An 18,932-nucleotide genomic window follows, 5' to 3' on the forward strand; every position below is an offset into this window, starting at 1 on the left:
CATCCAGGGGTCGGGACGGGGTGTCCGGAATGCGGGACGGCCGTCTCGGCCGAACCGGCCCGCCGAGGACCCGGCTGGGGCTCGCTCGCCCCTCACTCGCCCCTCTGGGCTTCGCGGGGCTTTCCGCCCCGCTCACGGCCGCCTACGGCCTTTCTCGCGGCCTTTCTCGCGGCCTTCTCGCGCCCTTGCTCACGGGCCGGTGAGGTGCCTCTGTACGACCGGTGCCACACGCGCGATGATCTGCTCCAGGTCCGCCGAGGCCAGCGGCTCCACCTTGATCACGTAGCGCAGCATCGCGCAGCCCACCAACTGCGCCGCCGCCAGTTCGGCGCGCAGTTCGGCGTCCGGCAGGTCGAGCTGGGCGGCGATGCGGCGCAGCAACTGGGAGGCGACCAGCCGGCGGAAGACGGCGGCGGCGGTGTCGTTGTTGACCGCGGAGCGCACGATCGCCAGCAGGGGCTTGCGGGTGGTGGGGTTCTCCCAGATGCCGAAGATGAAGCGGGCGAGCCGCTCCCCGACCTGGTCCAGCGGGCCGTCGGCGATCGCTTCCGGCGCGCTGAACGCGGGCGCGAAGGCGACCTCGATCGCCGCCTCGAAGACCTGCTCCTTGGTGCCGAAGTAGTGGTGCACCAGCGCCGGGTCCACGTCGGCCGCCTTCGCGATGCCGCGGACGGACGTCTTCTCGTAGCCCCGCTCGGAGAACTCCTCGCGGGCGGCCGTCAGGATGCGGTCGCGGGTGTCCGTCGACTCCGTACGAGGCGGGCGGCCGCGCTTGCGGGCGGTGACGCCGGTCATCGCCGCGGCACCTTGGACGGGGTGGGGGAAGCGGACGCGGCGGCCAGGTGCAGGCGGGTGAAGGCCAGCGCCTCCGCGAGGTCGGCCTCACGTTCGGCGCCGGACATCGCGCGCCGGGTGTTGACCTCGATGACGACATGCCCGTCGAAGCCGGTCCGCGCGAGCCGCTCCAACAGCTCGGCGCAGGGCTGGGAGCCGCGGCCGGGGACCAGGTGCTCGTCCTTGGCGGAGCCGTTGCCGTCCGCGAGGTGGACGTGGCCGAGGCGGTCGGCCATGCGGTCGACCATCTGCATCGCGTCCGCGCGAGAGGTCGAGGCGTGGCTGAGGTCGATCGTGAAGTGCCGGTAGTCGTCCTTGGTGACGTCCCAGTCCGGGGCGTACGCGAGCATCTCGCGGTCGCGGTAGCGCCACGGGTACATGTTCTCGACGGCGAACCGTACGCCCGTCTCGTCCGCCATCCGCCAGATGCCCGTGACGAAGTCCCGCGCGTACTGACGCTGCCAGCGGAACGGCGGATGGACGACGACCGCGGACGCGCCGAGCCGCTCCGCCGCCGCGCGGGCGCGCTGGAGCTTGGTCCACGGGTCGGTCGACCACACCCGCTGCGTGATGAGCAGGCAGGGGGCGTGGACTGCGAGGATCGGGATGCGGTGGTAGTCGCTGAGCCTGCGCAGGGCGTCTATGTCCTGGCTGACGGGGTCGTTCCAGACCATGACCTCGATGCCGTCGTACCCGAGGCGCGCGGCGATCTCGAAGGCCGTCGCCGTCGACTCCGGATAGACCGAGGCAGTCGACAGGGCGACCTTCGCATCCGGGATCCGCACGACTGGCTCTGCCATGGGGGACAGGTTACGGGGTGCGGTCGGGTGGGGGCCGTGCGCCCAATAGGCGTTGTGGTGTTCCCCATGGGCGGGCGTTCCCCCTTGGGCGTGCGTTCACCTATAGGCGTGCGTTCGCCTATAGGAGAGCGTTCGCCCAAGGGCGGTGCCGTCCGCGCTCCCCGCGCCCCTGGGTCGTGCGCTACCTCGAGTGGGTCGGCTGGGTCGGCTGGTCCGATCCCATGTGATCGAGCCTGCGCAGGATGACGCCCTCCCGGAGCGCCCAGGGGCAGATCTCGAGCGTTTCGACGCCGAAGAGGTCCATCGCGCCCTCGGCGACGAGCGCGCCGGCGAGAAGCTGGTTGGCGCGGCCCTCGGAGACGCCCGGGAGTGCGGCGCGCTGGGCCGTGGTCATCGCGGCCAGCCGGGGCACCCAGGCCTCCAGGGACTCGCGCTTGAGCTGACGCTGGCTGTACGGGCCCTCGGCGGAGCGGGCGGCACCGGCGATCCGGGCGAGCTGCCGGAACGTCTTCGACGTGGCGACGACGTGGTCGGGGGTGCCGAAGCGGCTGAACTCCCCCACCGTCCGGGCGATCTGCGCGCGGGCGTGACGGCGCAGGGACCGTATGTCCTCGGGGTCGGGCGGGTCGCCGGGCAGCCAGCCCGCGGTGAGCCGGCCGGCGCCCAGCGGCAGCGAGACGGCCGCGTCGGGCTTCTCGTCGATGCCGTAGGCGATCTCCAGGGAGCCGCCGCCGATGTCCAGGACCAGCAGCTTTCCGGCCGACCAGCCGAACCAGCGGCGGGCGGCGAGGAAGGTGAGCCGGGCCTCCTCCGCGCCGGAGAGAACCTGTAGCTCGACGCCGGTCTCGGCCTGCACGCGCGCGAGGACGTCATCGGCGTTGCTGGCCTCGCGCACGGCGGAGGTCGCGAACGGCAGCAGCTCCTCGACGCCCTTGTCCTCGGCGGCCTGGAGCGACTCCTGGACGACCGTGATCAGTTTGTCGACGCCCTCGGGGCCGATCGCCCCGTCCTCGTCGAGGAGTTGGGCAAGGCGTAGTTCGGCCTTGTGCGAGTGCGCGGGCAGGGGGCACGCGCCCGGGTGTGCGTCCACCACCAGCAGATGCACCGTGTTCGATCCCACGTCGAGGACACCGAGTCTCATGGAGGGAACGCTACTGCCCAGAGGCCCCTAGACCGTCCCCGAACGGGCTCTTGGCGACTTACCCTGGACGAGTGCCAAAGACGAACAAGGCGAAGACCGACAAATCCACCGACGGTTCTTCGCAGGCGAAGCCGGTGAAGTCCCCGAAGAAGTCCAAGAAAGCCCTGGCGGCGAAGGCGTCCGCCAAGGCCCTGGCGGCTGACGAGAAGGGGCTCGACTTCGCGCGGGCATGGGTGGAGTTCCCTGACCCGGCGGACGACGAGCAGGTCTTCCGCTGCGACCTGACGTGGCTTACCTCACGCTGGAACTGCATCTTCGGCAGCGGCTGCCAGGGCATCCAGGCCGGCCGCGCGGACGACGGCTGCTGCACCCTGGGTGCCCACTTCTCCGACGAGGACGACGAGAAGCGCGTCGCCGAGCATGTGGCGAGGCTCACCCCCGACGTCTGGCAGCACCACGCGGAGGGCACGGCGGACGGCTGGGTCTCGGAGGACGACGAGGGCTCCCGCCAGACCCGCCCGTTCAACGGCTCGTGCATCTTCCAGAACCGTCCGGGCTTCGCGGGCGGCGCGGGCTGCTCGCTGCACATCCTGGCCGTCAAGGAGGGCCGCGAGCCCCTGGAGACCAAGCCGGACGTCTGCTGGCAGCTTCCGGTGCGGCGCACGTACGACTGGATCGACCGCCCCGACGACACGCGCGTGCTCCAGGTGTCGATCGGCGAGTACGACCGGCGCGGCTGGGGCCCGGGCGGCCACGACCTGCACTGGTGGTGCACCTCGGCGACCTCGGCCCACGGCGCGGGCGACCCGGTCTACATCACCTACCGCCCCGAACTGACCGAACTGATGGGCAAGGCCGGCTACGACCGCCTGACCGAACTCTGCGAACAGCGCCTGGCATCGCAACTCCCGCTGCTGGCACCGCATCCGGCGGATCCGACGGGGCCGACGGCGCCGGTGACTCCGGCGGGGCCGGCTGAGGTGGCTGACTGAGGGTTGGGGGGCTTGGGGCGGCCTTGGCGGGCGGGGTCTTCGTGATCCCGGCGGAGGGGGCTGTACGGGCCCTGGGAGCCTCGGGGGTGAGGCCCTGGTGGTCCTTGGGCCCGAAGGGCCTTTACGGAGCCTGAGGCGGGCTTCCTGGCCGCGATCCGGGGGCTCCTGCGTGCCGCTTCCCGCCGCTACGGCGTCGACGGGGGCGGCGTACTGCTGTCCGTGGGCGGGGGTGACGAGGTTTCCGGGGTGGATGGGGTCGGGTCGCCCGGGGTGGGGGTCGGGGCGGAGGAGTGGGGTGGGTCGGTGGGGGTGGGGTCCGGGGAGGTCGGGGGTGTGGGGGTCGGGTGCGGGTCGGACGACGGGGGTGGGTCGCCCGGGTCAGGGCTATGGCCTGGGCCCGGGCCGTTGCCGGGGGGCGGGGGGCCGGGGGCGGTGCCGTAGCCCTCGATGGAGACGACCGCGCCCGCCGGGGCGACCGCCACGCGCGCGTGCCAGTGCCCGGAGGGCTCGCGCAGCGGGTCGACGTACACCTTGAGCGTGACCGACTCGCCGGGCCTGAGGGTGCCCGTGGAGCGGCTCAGGTAGAGCCAGGGGGCCGCTGTGGTGGCCGACCAGCGGACCGGCCCGTCGCCGTCCGGGGACACGGTGAGGGTGATGAGAGTGGTGTCGCCGGTGTTGGCCGCCTTCACGGACAGGTGGCCGGGGACGCTCCTGCCCAGTCCTGTGACGCTGATGACCTCCACGGAGACGTCCGGCCGGTCGCCCTTGGTGAAGTCGGCGCCGGGGCGCGTACTGGCGTTTCCGGCGTTCTCGTAGCCGCCGGCCGCCTCACCGTCGAGGCCGTCGGGACCGTGCGCCTCGCTGGCGCTCGCGGAGCGGCCCTCGGCCCCCTCCCCCGTCGGCGTCCCCCGGTAGGCCGCCCACAGGGCGAGCACGGGCGCGGCGACGACGGTGGCGACCACGGTCGTCGTGACGGCACGCGCGCGTAGCCGCTCCCGGCGGGCGGCGCGGTCCTTGGGGTCCATCGGGAAGCCGCGCCGGTCGAAGCGCGGTACGGCCGCTCCCCGCGCGCGCGGGAGGTGCGCCATGACGACGTGCAACTGCGCGCGGGGCGCTTCCAGGACGGGCAGCTCGGCGGGCGTGACACCGGCGCCGGGCCAGCGGCCGGGGATCGCGCGCTCGGCGGCCCGGCGGCAGCGCGGGCAGTCGTCGACGTGCCGGACGAGTTCACGGCGCAGGGCGGCGCTCAGCACCACCTGGTTCTCGCCGGTGAGCCGCGCCACACCGGGACAGCCGCCGGTCTCGACGACGGCGAGCGCCGCGCGCGTGCGCTCGACCTCGCAGGCGGCCGAGGCGAGCAGCTCGCGGGCGGCGGCGAGATCCTTGCCGAGGACGGCGGCGATCTCATGGGCGGCCAGATGGTGGCGTACGGCGAGTTCGAGCGCCTCGCGCTGTTCGGGGGTGGTGCCGGCCGCCTCCGGCCAGGCGAGCAGGGCGAGTTCACGCCGCCGCTGCTCCTGGGCCTCGTCGGGCCCGGCGGGGGCGACGGCCGTCTCGGGCTGCGTGCCCGGCTGCCCGCGCGTGCCGTTGCGGGCCGCTGCGTGCGTGCTCAGACGTCTCTGCTTGGCCTCGGTGAGCTTGCGCAGGCAGGCCCAGCGGGCCAGCGCGTACAGCCAGGCCCGGCGGTCGCCCGCGGCGTCCGGGACCCGCTGGCCGCGCCGCTCGGCGAACGCCAGGACGTCCCCCAGGGCGGCGGTGGCCGCGTCGTGGTCGCACAGGACGGACAGGCAGTAGGTGAACAGGCCGTCCAGGTACGGCTCGTAGCGGGCGGCCGGCCGCCGCGCGAGTGTGCGCGCCGCAGCGCCGTCGCGCACCTCCCGGTGCGCCCGGTGTGCGCCGGTCGTGCGGGTCGAGATTTCCGGGCTGCTGCTCATCACCCGTGCGACCGTAGGCGGCTCGCAACGAGGTCTTCTTGTCCCTTGAGTCCTTTTAATCCGTACGGGTGAAACGATCCCTCATAAGGGGACAGACAAGGGGGATCCCGTGGCTCGTTCGTGACGGCACGTGGCCGATTCACAAGGGGTGCCGGTCCCCTCCCTCGACGGCTGGGACCCCGATCGGGAGCCCGACAGGAGCCCGGCGGAACCCCGGTTGTCCACAGGCGCGTCCGGCTGTCGGTGGCGGGGGCTACGGTTTCCCCATGGCTGCCCGTACGAAGACCACCAAGGACCGCCCGTCCTACCGCTGCACGGAATGCGGCTGGCAGACGGCCAAGTGGCTCGGCCGCTGCCCCGAGTGCCAGGCCTGGGGGACGGTCGAGGAGTACGGCGCGCCCGCGGTGCGTACGACGGCGCCGGGCCGCGTCACCACCTCCGCCGTGCCCATCGGCGAGGTCGACGGCCGTCAGGCCACCGCCCGCCCCACCGGCGTGCCCGAGCTGGACCGCGTCCTCGGCGGCGGTCTCGTACCCGGCGCGGTCGTGCTCCTGGCCGGCGAGCCGGGCGTCGGCAAGTCGACCCTCCTGCTGGACGTGGCGGCCAAGTCGGCCAGCGACGAACACCGCACGCTGTATGTCACCGGTGAGGAGTCGGCCTCCCAGGTCCGCCTGCGCGCCGACCGGATCGGCGCCATCGACGACCATCTGTACCTCGCCGCCGAGACCGACCTCGCGGCCGTCCTGGGCCACCTGGACGAGGTGAAGCCGTCCCTGCTGATCGTGGACTCCGTACAGACCCTGGCCTCCCCGGAGATCGACGGAGCGCCCGGCGGCATGGCCCAGGTCCGCGAGGTCGCGGGCGCCCTGATCCGCGCCTCCAAGGAGCGCGGCATGTCCACCCTCCTGGTGGGCCATGTCACAAAGGACGGCGCGATCGCCGGCCCCCGTCTCCTCGAACACCTCGTGGACGTCGTCCTGAGCTTCGAGGGCGACCGGCACGCGCGCCTGCGTCTCGTCCGGGGCGTCAAGAACCGCTACGGCGCCACCGACGAGGTCGGCTGTTTCGAACTGCACGACGAGGGCATCACCGGCCTCGCCGACCCGAGCGGACTCTTCCTGACCCGGCGTGACGAACCGGTCCCGGGTACCTGTCTGACGGTCACCCTGGAGGGCCGCCGCCCCCTGGTCGCCGAAGTGCAGGCGCTCACCGTCGACTCCCAGATCCCCTCGCCCCGCCGTACGACGTCCGGTCTGGAGACCTCCCGGGTGTCGATGATGCTCGCCGTCCTGGAGCAGCGCGGCCGGATCAGCGCCCTGGGCAAACGGGACATCTACTCGGCGACGGTCGGCGGCGTGAAGCTCTCGGAGCCCGCCGCCGACCTGGCGATCGCCCTCGCCCTGGCCTCCGCCGCGAGCGACACCCCGCTGCCCAAGAACCTCGTCGCGATCGGCGAAGTGGGCCTCGCGGGCGAGGTCAGACGGGTCACGGGCGTGCAGCGCAGGCTCGCGGAGGCCCACCGTCTGGGCTTCACGCACGCGCTCGTGCCGACCGATCCCGGCAAGGTCCCGGCGGGCATGAACGTCGTGGAGGTCGCGGACATGGGGGACGCCCTGCGGGTCCTGCCGCGCTCCCGTCGCCGAGACGCCCCACGGGAGGCGGAGGACCGCCGGTAGACTTTGCCCTGGTCTCGCCCGTCCGTACGAAACGAGTGCGCGAAACGGGAACACCCCAGACCCTGTGACCGGAGGAGTGCAGTGGCAGCCAACGACCGGGCGGCAGCTCCCGGAAAGTCCGGTGGGAGTTCCCGCGCCGAGCGCATGATGCGTGCCGCGCTGAGCGCGGTGGCTCCGGGCACGGCCCTGCGCGACGGCCTCGAGCGGGTGCTCCGCGGCAACACCGGCGGGCTCATCGTGCTGGGCTCCGACAAGACGGTCGAGACGATGTGCACGGGCGGATTCGTCCTGGACGTCGAGTTCACGGCCACGCGCCTGCGCGAGCTGTGCAAGCTCGACGGCGGCATCGTGGTCTCCTCGGACCTGTCGAAGATCCTGCGCGCCGGCGTCCAACTCGTGCCCGACCCCACGATCCCCACGGAGGAGACGGGCACCCGGCACCGTACGGCGGACCGGGTCAGCAAGCAGGTCAGCTTCACGGTCGTGTCGGTCTCCCAGTCCATGCGCCTGATCGCCCTGTACGTCGACGGGCAGCGCCGCGTCCTGGAGGACTCGGCGGCGATCCTGTCCCGCGCGAACCAGGCCCTGGCCACCCTGGAGCGCTACAAGCTCCGGCTGGACGAGGTCGCGGGCACGCTGTCGGCGCTGGAGATCGAGGACCTGGTGACGGTCCGGGACGTCTCCGCGGTGGCCCAGCGGCTGGAGATGGTGCGCCGCATCGCCACCGAAATCGCCGAATACGTGGTCGAACTGGGCACGGACGGGCGGCTGCTCGCCCTCCAGCTCGACGAGTTGATCGCAGGCGTCGAGCCGGAACGCGAACTGGTCGTCCGGGACTACGTTCCCGAGCCCACCGCCAAGCGCTCCCGCACGGTCGAAGAGGCGCTGTACGAGCTGGACGCGCTCACCCACGCCGAACTCCTCGAACTGTCCACGGTGGCCCGCGCACTGGGCTACACGGGCTCCCCCGAGGCCCTCGACACGGCGGTCTCCCCGCGCGGTTTCCGCCTCCTCGCGAAGGTGCCGCGCCTCCCCGGCGCGATCATCGACCGCCTGGTGGAGCACTTCGGCGGCCTGCAGAAGCTCCTCGCCGCGAGCGTCGACGACCTGCAGACGGTCGACGGCGTGGGCGAGGCAAGGGCCCGCAGCGTCCGCGAGGGCCTGTCCCGACTGGCGGAGTCGTCAATCCTGGAACGGTACGTCTAGGGGGCAGTACGTCCAGACCGGCCGGGTGAGGTCGATCCGGTCGCCCTCCAGCCGATCCGGCCGCCTTCCGGTCGCCCTCCAGTCGTTTCGCCCTCTAGTCGTTGTCCAGCACGAACGACGTCTGTGCCTTCGCGAACCCCGGAGCCTTTGCCTCGACGAGATACGTCCCGGCTCCGGCCACCCCCGCCGGAGGCGTCGCGCACTCGGGGGCGCTCGGCTTGCGGTCCCACTTCAGGACGTACGTGATGCTGTCCCCGGCCGGCACCCGGTACAGCAGGCTCGCGGCCCCCTTGGGGCAGTCCGCGGACGACCAGTAGTCGTCGTCGCTGCCCGCGTGGGTGATCGTCAACACCGCGGCCTTGGGCCCGAGATCGACCTTGCAGTCGCTCCCCGAGCTGTTCGTCACGGTCAGCCGGAAGGTGGGCGTCTGGTCCGGCGAGTACGCGTTCTGGACGCTGCGCAGGCTCAACGTGACGACGCCTGCGGTGCAGTTGGGCAGGGTCGTCCCGGCCGGCAGCGTCGTCCCCGTACCGCTGCTGCCACCGCCACCGCCACCGCTTCCGCCAGCACTACCGCTGCCGTTGGCGCCGTCGTCGATGTCGCCGGAGCCGGAGCCCGAACCCGTCGAGCCGGCGGCCGAACCACCGGAGCCGGTGCCGGCGCCGCTCCCCGAGCCCGCGTCCGACCCCGAGCCGGACCCGCTGGTGGACCCGTCGCTCGACTCGTCGCGCCCGCCCGGCTTTTGACTGATCGCGGGCCCGGATCCGGACGGCCCGGGCGTGATCGACGACGCGGGATTCTTGCCGTTGCCACCATTGGCGCCGCTGTTCCTGCCGCCCCCGCCCGAGACCACCACCCACAGGGTGATCAGCGCCAACAGAGCGAACACGGACAGCAGTACGGCCCTCCGTCGCCAGTAGATGGAGGAGGGGAGCGGCCCGACCGGATTGCGCAGAGATCCCACGGCGCAAACTGTACGAGAGATCGACGCGTTCCCTGGCCCCACCCGCCGCCGGGAAGACAACTTTTCCGGATCATCATCCCGGAAACCACGGCCCCCGCACCCGACTTCGGCCCGCACGGCCGTCCCCCCTTGCCGATCGCACTCGTTGCACCTCTGGCCATGACACATCGGCGCGGGCGCCCATTGCCGCGCCACACGCGCGTGCCGCGTTCCCGGGGGCGGATCCGGTCGAGTGGCGGTACGCGCGCGTGCCCCGGTGCGCATGGCAGGATCGGAAGGGCCATGAATGCGCCCACGAAGCCCCCGCACAGCGGCCCCGCCCGCGCCGACGCCGACGCCTCCGGAGCGGACCTGCACTCCCCGGTGATCGACTGGTTCGACGACCACGCCCGCGACCTGCCCTGGCGGCACCCCGAGGCCGGTGCGTGGGGCGTGATGGTCAGCGAGTTCATGCTCCAGCAGACGCCGGTCAGCCGCGTCCTGCCGGTCTACGAGCAGTGGCTCGCCCGCTGGCCGCGCCCCGCCGACCTCGCCGCGGACGCCCCCGGCGAGGCCGTACGCGCGTGGGGGCGGCTCGGCTACCCGCGCCGCGCCCTGCGGCTGCACGGCGCCGCGGTGGCGATAACGGAACGGCACGGCGGCGACGTACCGTCGGACCACGCGCAGCTCCTCGCGCTGCCCGGCATCGGCGAGTACACGGCCGCCGCCGTCGCCTCCTTCGCGTACGGCCAGCGGCACGCCGTCCTGGACACCAACGTCCGCCGCGTCTTCGCGCGCGCCGTCACGGGCGTGCAGTACCCGCCCAACGCCACCACAGCCGCAGAGCGCAGGCTGGCCCGCGCGCTGCTGCCCGACGACGAGCCGACCGCGGCGCGCTGGGCCGCCGCATCCATGGAGCTCGGGGCGCTCGTCTGCACGGCGAAGAACGAGACCTGCGTGCGCTGTCCGATCGCCGCGCAGTGCGCCTGGCGACTCGCGGGCAAGCCGGAGCACGACGGCCCGCCGCGCCGCGGGCAGACGTACGCCGGGACCGACCGGCAGGTCAGGGGCAAGCTGCTCGCCGTCCTGCGGGAGGCGCACGCGCCCGTGCAGCAGTCGGCCCTCGACCGCGTGTGGCACGAGCCGGTGCAACGCGCGCGTGCGCTGGACGGCCTCGTCGCGGACGGACTGGTGGAGCCGCTGCCGGGCGGCCTGTACCGCCTGCCGCTTTGACCTGACACACGGTCATTTCACAGACAGGCGGCTTCATCACGACGGCCGCCCGGCCCTTTGTCACGCCCGACCGCCAGGCAAATCACCCCAAAGCCATGCCATTCGACGTGCCCCCCTACCCCAAACTCATTTCCGTTACACAACCGACGGACAGCCGAGCGCTAGCCGCAGGCTGCTTCGGACAGTGCCGTGACAACACCTCCGTAGCTTCATTTGTGTGCCCGGCAGGGGCACGACGACCACAGACCACAGGCGGGAACCGGCGGACGACAGTCCGGTCGGCACGGGGACGAAGGGGTTCACCATGGCGCAGGGCGATGTGCTCGAGTTCGAGGAGTATGTGCGCACCCGGCAGGACGCGCTGCTGCGCAGCGCCCGCCGGCTGGTCCCGGACCCGGTCGACGCACAGGACCTGCTGCAGACCGCCCTGGCCCGGACGTACGGCCGCTGGGACGGCATCGCGGACAAGCGCCTCGCGGACGCCTACCTGCGCCGAGTCATGATCAACACGCGGACCGAGTGGTGGCGGGCCCGCAAGCTCGAGGAAGTACCCACCGAGCAGCTCCCGGACGCCTGTGTGGACGACTCCACCGAGCAGCACGCGGACCGCGCCCTGCTGATGGACGCGATGAAGGTGCTCGCTCCTAAGCAGCGCAGCGTCGTGGTGCTGCGACACTGGGAGCAGATGTCCACGGAGGAGACGGCCACCGCCCTCGGCATGTCGGCCGGAACGGTGAAGAGCACGCTGCACCGGGCGCTCGCCCGGCTCCGCGAGGAGCTGGAAGCCCGCGATCTGGACGCACGCGCGCTGGAGCGTGAGGAGCGGGAGCGTTGCGCGGCGGCCTGACAGAGGCCGGGCCCACACCGGCCCGGGGCACCATCCAGGCGGTGATCACGGCGATGTCCGTGCTCGCCGCCCTCGCCCTTTTGGTCGCCTCCTGTGGCACCGGCGGCACCGGCGCCCGTGACGAGGGGCCGGCCCACGCCGACGCGGTGGTGGGCGTCACACCCTCGCCCTCGCCTTCGCTCACGCCCACCGACGCCCCCGACCTGGCGGACGCGGTCCGGCTCGTGAAGGACGACCCCTCGGTCTCGACGGAGGTCAAGCGCGAGCTGAAGCCCTGCTTCGGGGACGACTACCCGGTCGACGTCTCGTACGGCGACCTCACCGGCGGCTCCGGCAACGACGTCATAGTCAACGTCCTGACCTGCGGTGACAACGTCGGTGTCGGCTCGTACGTGTACCGGGAGGGCGACGCCGGCTACGAGAACGTGTTCCAGGCCGAGGAGCCCCCGGTCTACGCGGAGATAGACCGCGGCGACCTGGTGGTGACCAAGCAGGTGTACGAGAAGGGCGACCCGGTCTCCAGCCCGTCCGGCGAGAACGTGATCACGTACCGCTGGGCCTCGGGCCGCTTCGTGAAGGAATTTAGCTGGCACAACGACTACAGCGGCATCGTCGGCGGAGAACCGACGGTGGCGGCGCCGGAGGCGGGCTGACCTGCGCGGGACCGGCCGGCCGAAAAAACTTCCGCGAGCGTGAACCGATCGGGCCGCTCGTTCCGATCAATGAGTGTCGGGCGGGGCGGGCACCACGAGAATGAACGCCGGCCGTGCTCCGGGCGTCCCATCATGGGGCGCCCTCGACAGGAAACCGTCAGCACACCGACAGCCTGACGACCACACACGAGAACGCACACTCATACGCACCGCATACGCACCGCACATGCATACGCACCGCCTACGCATTGGCATACGAGAACTGAGAGCACCGGGATGGCAGACCAGACCCACGTCCTCTTCGTCGAGGACGACGACGTCATCCGCGAAGCCACCCAGCTCGCGCTGGAGCGGGACGGCTTCGTGGTCACCGCGATGCCCGACGGCCTGTCGGGCCTGGAGGCGTTCCGTGCCGACCGCCCCGACATCGCGCTGCTGGACGTCATGGTGCCCGGCCTGGACGGCGTGAGCCTGTGCCGGCGCATCCGGGACGAGTCCACCGTGCCGGTGATCATGCTGTCGGCGCGTGCCGACTCCATCGACGTCGTCCTCGGCCTGGAGGCCGGCGCCGACGACTACGTGACCAAGCCGTTCGACGGCGCCGTGCTGGTCGCCCGGATCCGCGCCGTGCTGCGCCGCTTCGGCCACGCGGGAGGCGGCGACCGCACCGAGTCCGACGCCTCCGCCGCCGGCGGGGTGCTGACCTTCGGCGACCTGGAGGTCGACACGGACGGCATGGAGGTACGCCGGGCCGGGCAGCCGGTCGCGCTGACCCCGACCGAGATGCGACTGCTGCTGGAGTTCTCCTCCGCTCCGGGCACGGTCCTCTCACGCGACAAACTGCTGGAGCGGGTGTGGGACTACGGCTGGGGCGGCGACACCCGGGTCGTCGACGTCCATGTGCAGCGGCTGCGGACGAAGATCGGTCAGGACCGCATCGAGACGGTCCGCGGCTTCGGCTACAAGCTGAAGGCCTGAGCGGGGCAGGGGCAGGAGTATGCGGGGGATGATCCGGCACCGGGTTGCGGTTCGTACACAGCGCGTGAGTATCCGTACGGGGCTGCGGTGGAAGCTGAGCGCGGCGATCGCGCTGGTCGGCGCGCTGGTGGCGATCGCGCTGAGTCTGGTCGTGCACAACGCCGCCCGCGTGTCCATGCTGGACAGCGCACGTGACCTCGCCGACGAGCGCATCCAGATCGCCCAGCGCAACTACGAGGTGTCGGGGCGGCTGAACTTCCCCAACATCAAGGTCGACGACTCGAATCTGCCGCCGGCGTTGCGGGAGAAGGTCCGGGAGGGACGCCGGGCCACGTTCGTCTCCGACCGCTCGAACAATGTGCCGGACATCTGGGCGGCCGTGCCGGTCAAGGACGGCCATGTGCTGTCCCTGCACACCGGGTTCACCGACCGCAGCACGGACATTCTCAACGACCTCGACCAGGCGCTGGTGATCGGCTCCATCGCCGTCGTCCTCGGCGGCAGCGCGCTCGGCGTACTCATCGGCGGGCAGATGTCGCGCCGGCTGCGCAAGGCGGCGGCCGCGGCGAACCAGGTCGCCAGGGGCGAGTCGGACGTCCGCGTACGGGACGCCATCGGCGGGGTCGTGCGGGACGAGACCGACGACCTGGCGAGCGCGGTGGACGCCATGGCGGACACGTTGCAGGAGCGGCTGGAGGCAGAGCGCCGGGTCACCGCCGACATCGCGCACGAACTGCGCACCCCGGTGACGGGACTGCTGACGGCCGCCGAGCTGCTGCCGCCCGGCCGGCCCACGGAGCTGGTCCTGGACCGGGCGCAGGCCATGCGCACCCTCGTGGAGGACGTGCTGGAGGTGGCACGTCTCGACGGTGCCTCGGAGCGGGCCGAACTGCAGGACATCGTGCTGGGCGAGTTCGTGACCCGGCGGGTGGCGGCCAAGGACCCGGGCATAGAGGTGCGGGTGGTGCACGAGTCGATGGTCACGACCGACCCCCGGCGCCTGGAGCGGGTCCTGCTCAACCTTCTCACCAACGCCGCCCGGCACGGCAAGCCGCCGATCCAGGTCACCGTCGAGGGCCGGGTCATCCGGGTCCGCGACCACGGCCCCGGTTTCCCCGAGGATCTGCTCGCCGAGGGCCCGAGCCGCTTCCGCACCGGCAGCGCCGACCGCGCCGGACACGGCCACGGCCTCGGCCTCACCATCGCCGCAGGCCAGGCCCGCGTCCTGGGCGCCCGCCTGACCTTCCGCAACGTACGACCCGCAGGAGCCCCGGAACACATACCCGCCGAAGGCGCCGTCGCCGTCCTATGGCTCCCCGAACACGCACCGACAAACACAGGAAGCTACCCGATGATGCCGTAACGACGACGCGCGCTTCTCAACGCCGGCCCGGGAAAATCAGCCCGTCCGGCGTTTGAGGACGAGGCCCCTTCAGGGCCGAAGCGGGGGTCTGGGGGCGGCAGCCCCCAGGGCACGGGCGGCCCGCAGACAGGCCCACACGTACCCGCACGAAGAAGGCCCCCCGGGGCGGACACCGCCGGGAGGCCTTCGCTCACTGCGCGGGTCAGACCGCGTCGACCATGGGCGGCGACGCGACAGCCGCCCCGTCGGTCGCGCCGCCGCTCGTCTCGTCCGCCTTCTGCGGCCCCGCCCCCTTGAGCGGAACCTCCTTCACGAACACCGCGGCCACCAGCGCGGCGACCGCCACCACGGACCCCAGCAGGAACGCCGAGTGCGTACCGGCCGACACCGCGTGCTGGTACGCCTCGCGGGCCACGGCGGGCAGCTTGGCCAGGCTGGCCGCGTCGAGTTGCGCGGACTGCTCGGTGATCTTCGAGCCCAGCGCCCCGGCCTTCTGGGACATGACGTCCTGGACCCGGTTGTTGAACAACGCGCCCATGATCGCGACGCCGAAGGAGGAGCCGAGCGTACGGAAGAGGGTGGTGGACGAGGACGCGACGCCCATGTCCCTCATCTCGACGCTGTTCTGCGCGACCAGCATCGTGATCTGCATCAGACAGCCCATGCCGAGGCCGACGACGGCCATGAACACACCGGAGGTGAAGCGGCTGGTGCCGGTGTCCATCGTGGACAGCAGGTACAGGCCGATGACCATCAGGACGCTGCCGACGACCGGGAAGATCTTGTACTTGCCGCTGTTCGTGGTCACCCGGCCCGCCACCATCGAGGTGACGAGCATGGCGCCGAGCATCGGCAGGAGCAGCAGCCCGGAGTTGGTCGCGGAAGCGCCCTGCACGGACTGTTGGTACAGCGGCAGGAAGAGGGTCGCGCCGAACATCACGAAGCCGGTGATGAAGCCGATGAGCGACATCAGGGTGAAGTTGCGGCTGCGGAAGATGTGCAGCGGCACGATCGGCTCGGCGGCCCTGGTCTGCCAGTACACGAACCCGATGAGCGACGCGACGCCGATCCCGACGAGCTCCATGATCCGCGCGGACGTCCAGTCGTACTCCGTGCCGCCCCAGGTGGTGACGAGGACGATGGAGGTGATGCCGACGGTCAGCAGGACGACACCGAGGTAGTCGATGCCCGCCTTCGCCCGCTTCTTCGGCAGGTGCAGTACGACGCTGATCAGCGTCAGCGACACCGCGCCGAGCGGCAGGTTGATGTAGAAGGACCAGCGCCAGCCCCAGTTGTCGGTGATGGTGCCGCCGACCAGCGGGCCGCCGATCATCGCGAGCGCCATGACGCCGGCCATCATGCCCTGATACTTGCCGCGCTCCCGCGGCGGGATCAGGTCGCCGATGATCGCCATGACACCGACCATCAGACCGCCCGCGCCGAGGCCCTGGATCGCGCGGAAGCCGATCAGCTCGCCCATGTTCTGGGCCATACCGCTGAGCGCGGACCCGATCAGGAACAGCACGATCGAGGCCATGAAGACGCCCTTGCGCCCGTACATGTCGCCGAGCTTGCCCCAGATCGGGGTGGAGGCGGCGGTCGCGAGGGTGTACGCGGTCACCACCCAGGAAAGGTGTTCGAGCCCGCCGAGGTCGCCGACGATCGTCGGCATGGCCGTACCCACGATCATGTTGTCGAGCATCGCGAGCATCATCGTGATCATCAGCGCGAGCAGGACGACCCGCACACTCCTGGGCGGTTTCTCCGCCTCTGTCTCCACTGCCTTGGTGTCCGCCATCTTCGCCACTCCCCTGGCTCCCCCCGACCGGCCACTTACTTGCCGCCCGGCTAGTTCACTACACTGGGGAAGGTAGACCTGTCACTAGCCGGGCGTCAAGTAAGTTCCCGGGATCAGACTAGCCGGGCGGCAAGTAAGTTTCCGTGGGAGCTCGAGGAGTACGAGGATGGACGTCACCATGGACGGCACCAAGCAGCAGCGACGCGGCAACACTCGCCAGCGCATCCAAGACGTGGCACTCGAACTCTTCGTCGAGCAGGGCTACGAGAAGACCTCTCTCCGCGAGATCGCGGAGCGCCTCGACGTCACCAAGGCGGCCCTCTACTACCACTTCAAGACCAAGGAAGAGATCGTCGTCAGCATCTTCCGAGATCTGACGAAGCCGATCGAAGACCTGATCGAGTGGGGCAGGAGCCAGCCGCACACCCTGGAGACCAAGCAGGAGCTCGTACGGCGTTACAGCCAGGCGCTCTACGAGGCGAGCCCGTTCTTCCGCTTCATGCAGGAGAACCAGGCGGCGGTGCGGGAACTCGAGATCGGCGACGCGTTCAAGGACCGCATGCGCAGCCTGCTCGACATCATCATCGACCCGAACGTCTCCCTCACCGACCAGGTCCGCTGCGTGAGCGCCATCTTCACGCTGCACGCGGGCATGTTCTTGCTGCAGGACATCGAAGGCGACCCCGAGGACAAGCGGAAGGCCGCCCTCGAGGTCGCCGTGGATCTGGTGACTCAGGCGCACCAGGGCACCTGATCACAGCAGCGTCAGACCTTCACGCCCTTGCCGCGCAGGAAGGTGACGGGGTTGATGGCCGAGCCGTAGTTCGCGGTCGTACGGATCTCGAAGTGCAGGTGCGGACCGCTGGAGTTGCCGGTGTTGCCGGACAGCGCGATCTTCTGGCCCGTCTTGACGATCTGGCCGATCTTCACCTGGATGCGTGAGAGGTGGGCGTACTGCGAGTAGACGCCGTTGGCGTGCTTGATCACGATGGCGTTGCCGTAGGCGGGGCCGTCACCGGCGCCGTTGCCGCCGGCCTTGACCACGGTGCCGCCGTGCGCGGCCATGACCGTGGCGCCGCTCGGCACGGCGTAGTCCTGACCACTGTGGGTGGACTGCCACATCGCGCCGGCCTGGGCGAAGCCCGCGGACAGCGTGTACTTCTTCACCGGGTCGATCCAGGTCGCGGCCTTGGCGGCCGTCTTCGCGGCGGCAGGCGCGGCGGCCGGTGCAGCGGCGGACGCCACTCCGGTTCCCAGCACGACCGAGGCGCCCACAGCGGCGACCCCGACGGCCACGCGGGAGCGAAGCAGGGACGTACGGGAAGAACGGAACGTGACGCGCTGGAACATGAAGACCTCATGGGGACGGGGACAGAGAAACCACCCGGCGTGAAGCTCTGCCGGGGTGGCCATCCCTTGGTAACCCGCGAGCCCAGATACCCCCAAACGTGTGATCTACGACGGAAGCTAGTACTTCACCACAAAACTTCTGATCCCTTGACAGACCACCTCTTACGGACACTTCCGGCACCAACCCGTGCCCGAGACTGGAGCGGGGTGCGAGGCCCCGGACCGATCGCTCCTTTTGTGCGATTTTGGAGTGCGACTAACCGGCCTAGTAGGGCTCGAATCGCCTGTGCCGCTTGTCACCGGCCGCCCGCTTCAAGGGACTTCGGAATGTGACGGCGGCTACTCCCGCACCCCGCAGGGCACTTGTGACCCCGGTCACGATCACGTGCACGGGTCTGTGACCGGCCTCTCACCGCCCACTACCGTCCAGTAACCCGCTGGTTCCTCGCAGGCCATCCCCAGCGATTAGCATGCCCACGACACCGGTAGCGCAAGGACGCGAGAGGACCCCCACACATGACCAGAGGCACCTGGACGCGTATAGCCATGACCGCCGTGGCGACCGCCGCCGTCACGGCGATGGCCGTCCCGGCCGGCGCCCAGGCCGCGACGGCCACCGGCACCTCCACCGTCGCCGCCTCCACCGCCTCCGCGTCCGCCGCGGCGGACGTCGACTACGCCACCTGGCAGCAGGACTGCCAGGCCGTGATGGACCAGGCCCTGCCGGCGCTGAAGCAGCGCATCGCCGCCGCCAGGCCGGGCGAGAAGCAGGCGATCGTCTTCGACGTCGACAACACCACGCTGGAGACCGACTTCGGCTTCAGCTACCCTCAGCCGGCCAACAAGCCGGTGCTCGACGTCGCCACGTACGCCCAGGAGCACGGCGTCTCGCTGTTCTTCGTCACCGCCCGCCCGGGCATCATCTCCGGGGTGACCGACTACAACCTCAAGCACGTCGGCTACACGGTGTCCGGCCTCTACGTGCGCGGCTTCCTCGACCTCTTCAAGGACGTCGCCGCCTACAAGACCGCCCAGCGCGTCACGATCGAGTCCAAGGGCTACACGATCATCGCGAACATCGGCAACAGCGCCACCGACCTGTCGGGCGGCCACGCCGAGACGACGTACAAGCTGCCGGACTACGACGGCCAGCTCTCATAACCGATCCCGGACATGCGAAAAGG

At 71.1% G+C, this 18,932-nt stretch carries 17 protein-coding genes; 10 read left to right on the forward strand and 7 right to left on the reverse strand.

Translation table 11 applies throughout. The annotated features are described in order from the left end of the window. Positions 1-189: 189 nt before the first annotated feature. From BMZ82_RS27475 to BMZ82_RS27485, 3 genes are all read right to left on the reverse strand, one after another. Positions 190-795 (reverse strand): TetR/AcrR family transcriptional regulator, encoded by a 606-nt coding sequence (locus BMZ82_RS27475; protein ID WP_093780092.1) that lies wholly within the window; start codon positions 793-795, stop codon positions 190-192. Next, positions 792-1,634, reverse strand: coding sequence for a sugar phosphate isomerase/epimerase family protein (locus tag BMZ82_RS27480; RefSeq protein WP_093780093.1), 843 nt, complete (start codon positions 1,632-1,634; stop codon positions 792-794). The genes BMZ82_RS27475 and BMZ82_RS27480 overlap by 4 nt, the downstream gene beginning before the upstream one ends. Positions 1,635-1,815: 181 nt before the next feature. Further along, positions 1,816-2,775, reverse strand: coding sequence for a Ppx/GppA family phosphatase (locus tag BMZ82_RS27485; protein WP_093780094.1), 960 nt, complete (start codon positions 2,773-2,775; stop codon positions 1,816-1,818). Between the two features lie 134 nt (positions 2,776-2,909). Between BMZ82_RS27485 and BMZ82_RS27490 the strand changes: the two genes are divergently transcribed. After that, the gene (locus BMZ82_RS27490; RefSeq protein WP_093780164.1) at positions 2,910-3,767 is read left to right on the forward strand and encodes a DUF3109 family protein; all 858 of its coding nucleotides are present in this window, start codon (positions 2,910-2,912) and stop codon (positions 3,765-3,767) included. A 185-nt stretch (positions 3,768-3,952) separates the two neighbouring features. On the opposite strand, the gene BMZ82_RS27495 is transcribed toward BMZ82_RS27490, so the two are convergent. Further along, on the reverse strand, positions 3,953-5,704 hold the full coding sequence (locus BMZ82_RS27495) for a BACON domain-containing protein (RefSeq protein WP_093780095.1): 1,752 nt from the start codon (positions 5,702-5,704) through the stop codon (positions 3,953-3,955). A gap of 263 nt (positions 5,705-5,967) precedes the next feature. Here BMZ82_RS27495 and radA point away from each other — a divergent pair, with 263 nt between their 5' ends. Next, on the forward strand, positions 5,968-7,377 hold the full coding sequence (gene radA, locus BMZ82_RS27500; RefSeq protein ID WP_093780096.1) for a DNA repair protein RadA: 1,410 nt from the start codon (positions 5,968-5,970) through the stop codon (positions 7,375-7,377). A gap of 81 nt (positions 7,378-7,458) precedes the next feature. Next, positions 7,459-8,583: a DNA integrity scanning diadenylate cyclase DisA gene (disA, locus tag BMZ82_RS27505; RefSeq protein ID WP_093780097.1), complete on the forward strand. Its 1,125-nt coding sequence runs from the start codon at positions 7,459-7,461 to the stop codon at positions 8,581-8,583. 94 nt (positions 8,584-8,677) lie between these two features. Here the strand turns inward: disA and BMZ82_RS27510 are convergent, their stop codons facing one another. Beyond that, complete coding sequence (locus tag BMZ82_RS27510; protein ID WP_093780098.1) at positions 8,678-9,547, reverse strand: hypothetical protein; 870 nt, start codon at positions 9,545-9,547, stop codon at positions 8,678-8,680. A 282-nt stretch (positions 9,548-9,829) separates the two neighbouring features. On the opposite strand from BMZ82_RS27510, the gene BMZ82_RS27515 reads away from it, so the two are divergent. The 5 genes from BMZ82_RS27515 to cseC all read left to right on the forward strand — a co-directional run bounded on the left by BMZ82_RS27515 (position 9,830) and on the right by cseC (position 14,600). Continuing rightward, the gene (locus BMZ82_RS27515; protein WP_093780099.1) at positions 9,830-10,759 is read left to right on the forward strand and encodes an HhH-GPD family protein; all 930 of its coding nucleotides are present in this window, start codon (positions 9,830-9,832) and stop codon (positions 10,757-10,759) included. A 304-nt stretch (positions 10,760-11,063) separates the two neighbouring features. Further along, positions 11,064-11,606, forward strand: a complete 543-nt coding sequence (locus tag BMZ82_RS27520; protein WP_093780100.1) for a SigE family RNA polymerase sigma factor — start codon at positions 11,064-11,066, stop codon at positions 11,604-11,606. Continuing rightward, complete coding sequence (locus BMZ82_RS27525; protein ID WP_093780101.1) at positions 11,591-12,259, forward strand: hypothetical protein; 669 nt, start codon at positions 11,591-11,593, stop codon at positions 12,257-12,259. The genes BMZ82_RS27520 and BMZ82_RS27525 overlap by 16 nt, the downstream gene beginning before the upstream one ends. Before the next feature lie 276 nt (positions 12,260-12,535). Further along, positions 12,536-13,237, forward strand: coding sequence for a two-component system response regulator CseB (gene cseB, locus BMZ82_RS27530; RefSeq protein ID WP_093780102.1), 702 nt, complete (start codon positions 12,536-12,538; stop codon positions 13,235-13,237). A gap of 19 nt (positions 13,238-13,256) precedes the next feature. Next, complete coding sequence (gene cseC, locus BMZ82_RS27535) at positions 13,257-14,600, forward strand: two-component system sensor histidine kinase CseC (protein WP_093780103.1); 1,344 nt, start codon at positions 13,257-13,259, stop codon at positions 14,598-14,600. Between the two features lie 202 nt (positions 14,601-14,802). Here cseC and BMZ82_RS27540 read toward each other — a convergent pair whose 3' ends face one another. Next, positions 14,803-16,398 (reverse strand): MDR family MFS transporter, encoded by a 1,596-nt coding sequence (locus BMZ82_RS27540; protein WP_093780165.1) that lies wholly within the window; start codon positions 16,396-16,398, stop codon positions 14,803-14,805. Between the two features lie 166 nt (positions 16,399-16,564). Between BMZ82_RS27540 and BMZ82_RS27545 the strand changes: the two genes are divergently transcribed. After that, positions 16,565-17,152, forward strand: a complete 588-nt coding sequence (locus BMZ82_RS27545) for a TetR/AcrR family transcriptional regulator (protein ID WP_093780104.1) — start codon at positions 16,565-16,567, stop codon at positions 17,150-17,152. A gap of 11 nt (positions 17,153-17,163) precedes the next feature. Here the strand turns inward: BMZ82_RS27545 and BMZ82_RS27550 are convergent, their stop codons facing one another. After that, positions 17,164-17,748, reverse strand: a complete 585-nt coding sequence (locus tag BMZ82_RS27550) for a M23 family metallopeptidase (protein ID WP_093780105.1) — start codon at positions 17,746-17,748, stop codon at positions 17,164-17,166. 516 nt (positions 17,749-18,264) lie between these two features. Between BMZ82_RS27550 and BMZ82_RS27555 the strand changes: the two genes are divergently transcribed. Next, positions 18,265-18,909 (forward strand): HAD family acid phosphatase, encoded by a 645-nt coding sequence (locus BMZ82_RS27555; RefSeq protein WP_093780106.1) that lies wholly within the window; start codon positions 18,265-18,267, stop codon positions 18,907-18,909. Positions 18,910-18,932 lie beyond the last annotated feature (23 nt).

This window comes from Streptomyces sp. yr375, assembly GCF_900110755.1.
Classification (GTDB): Bacteria; Actinomycetota; Actinomycetes; order Streptomycetales; family Streptomycetaceae; genus Streptomyces.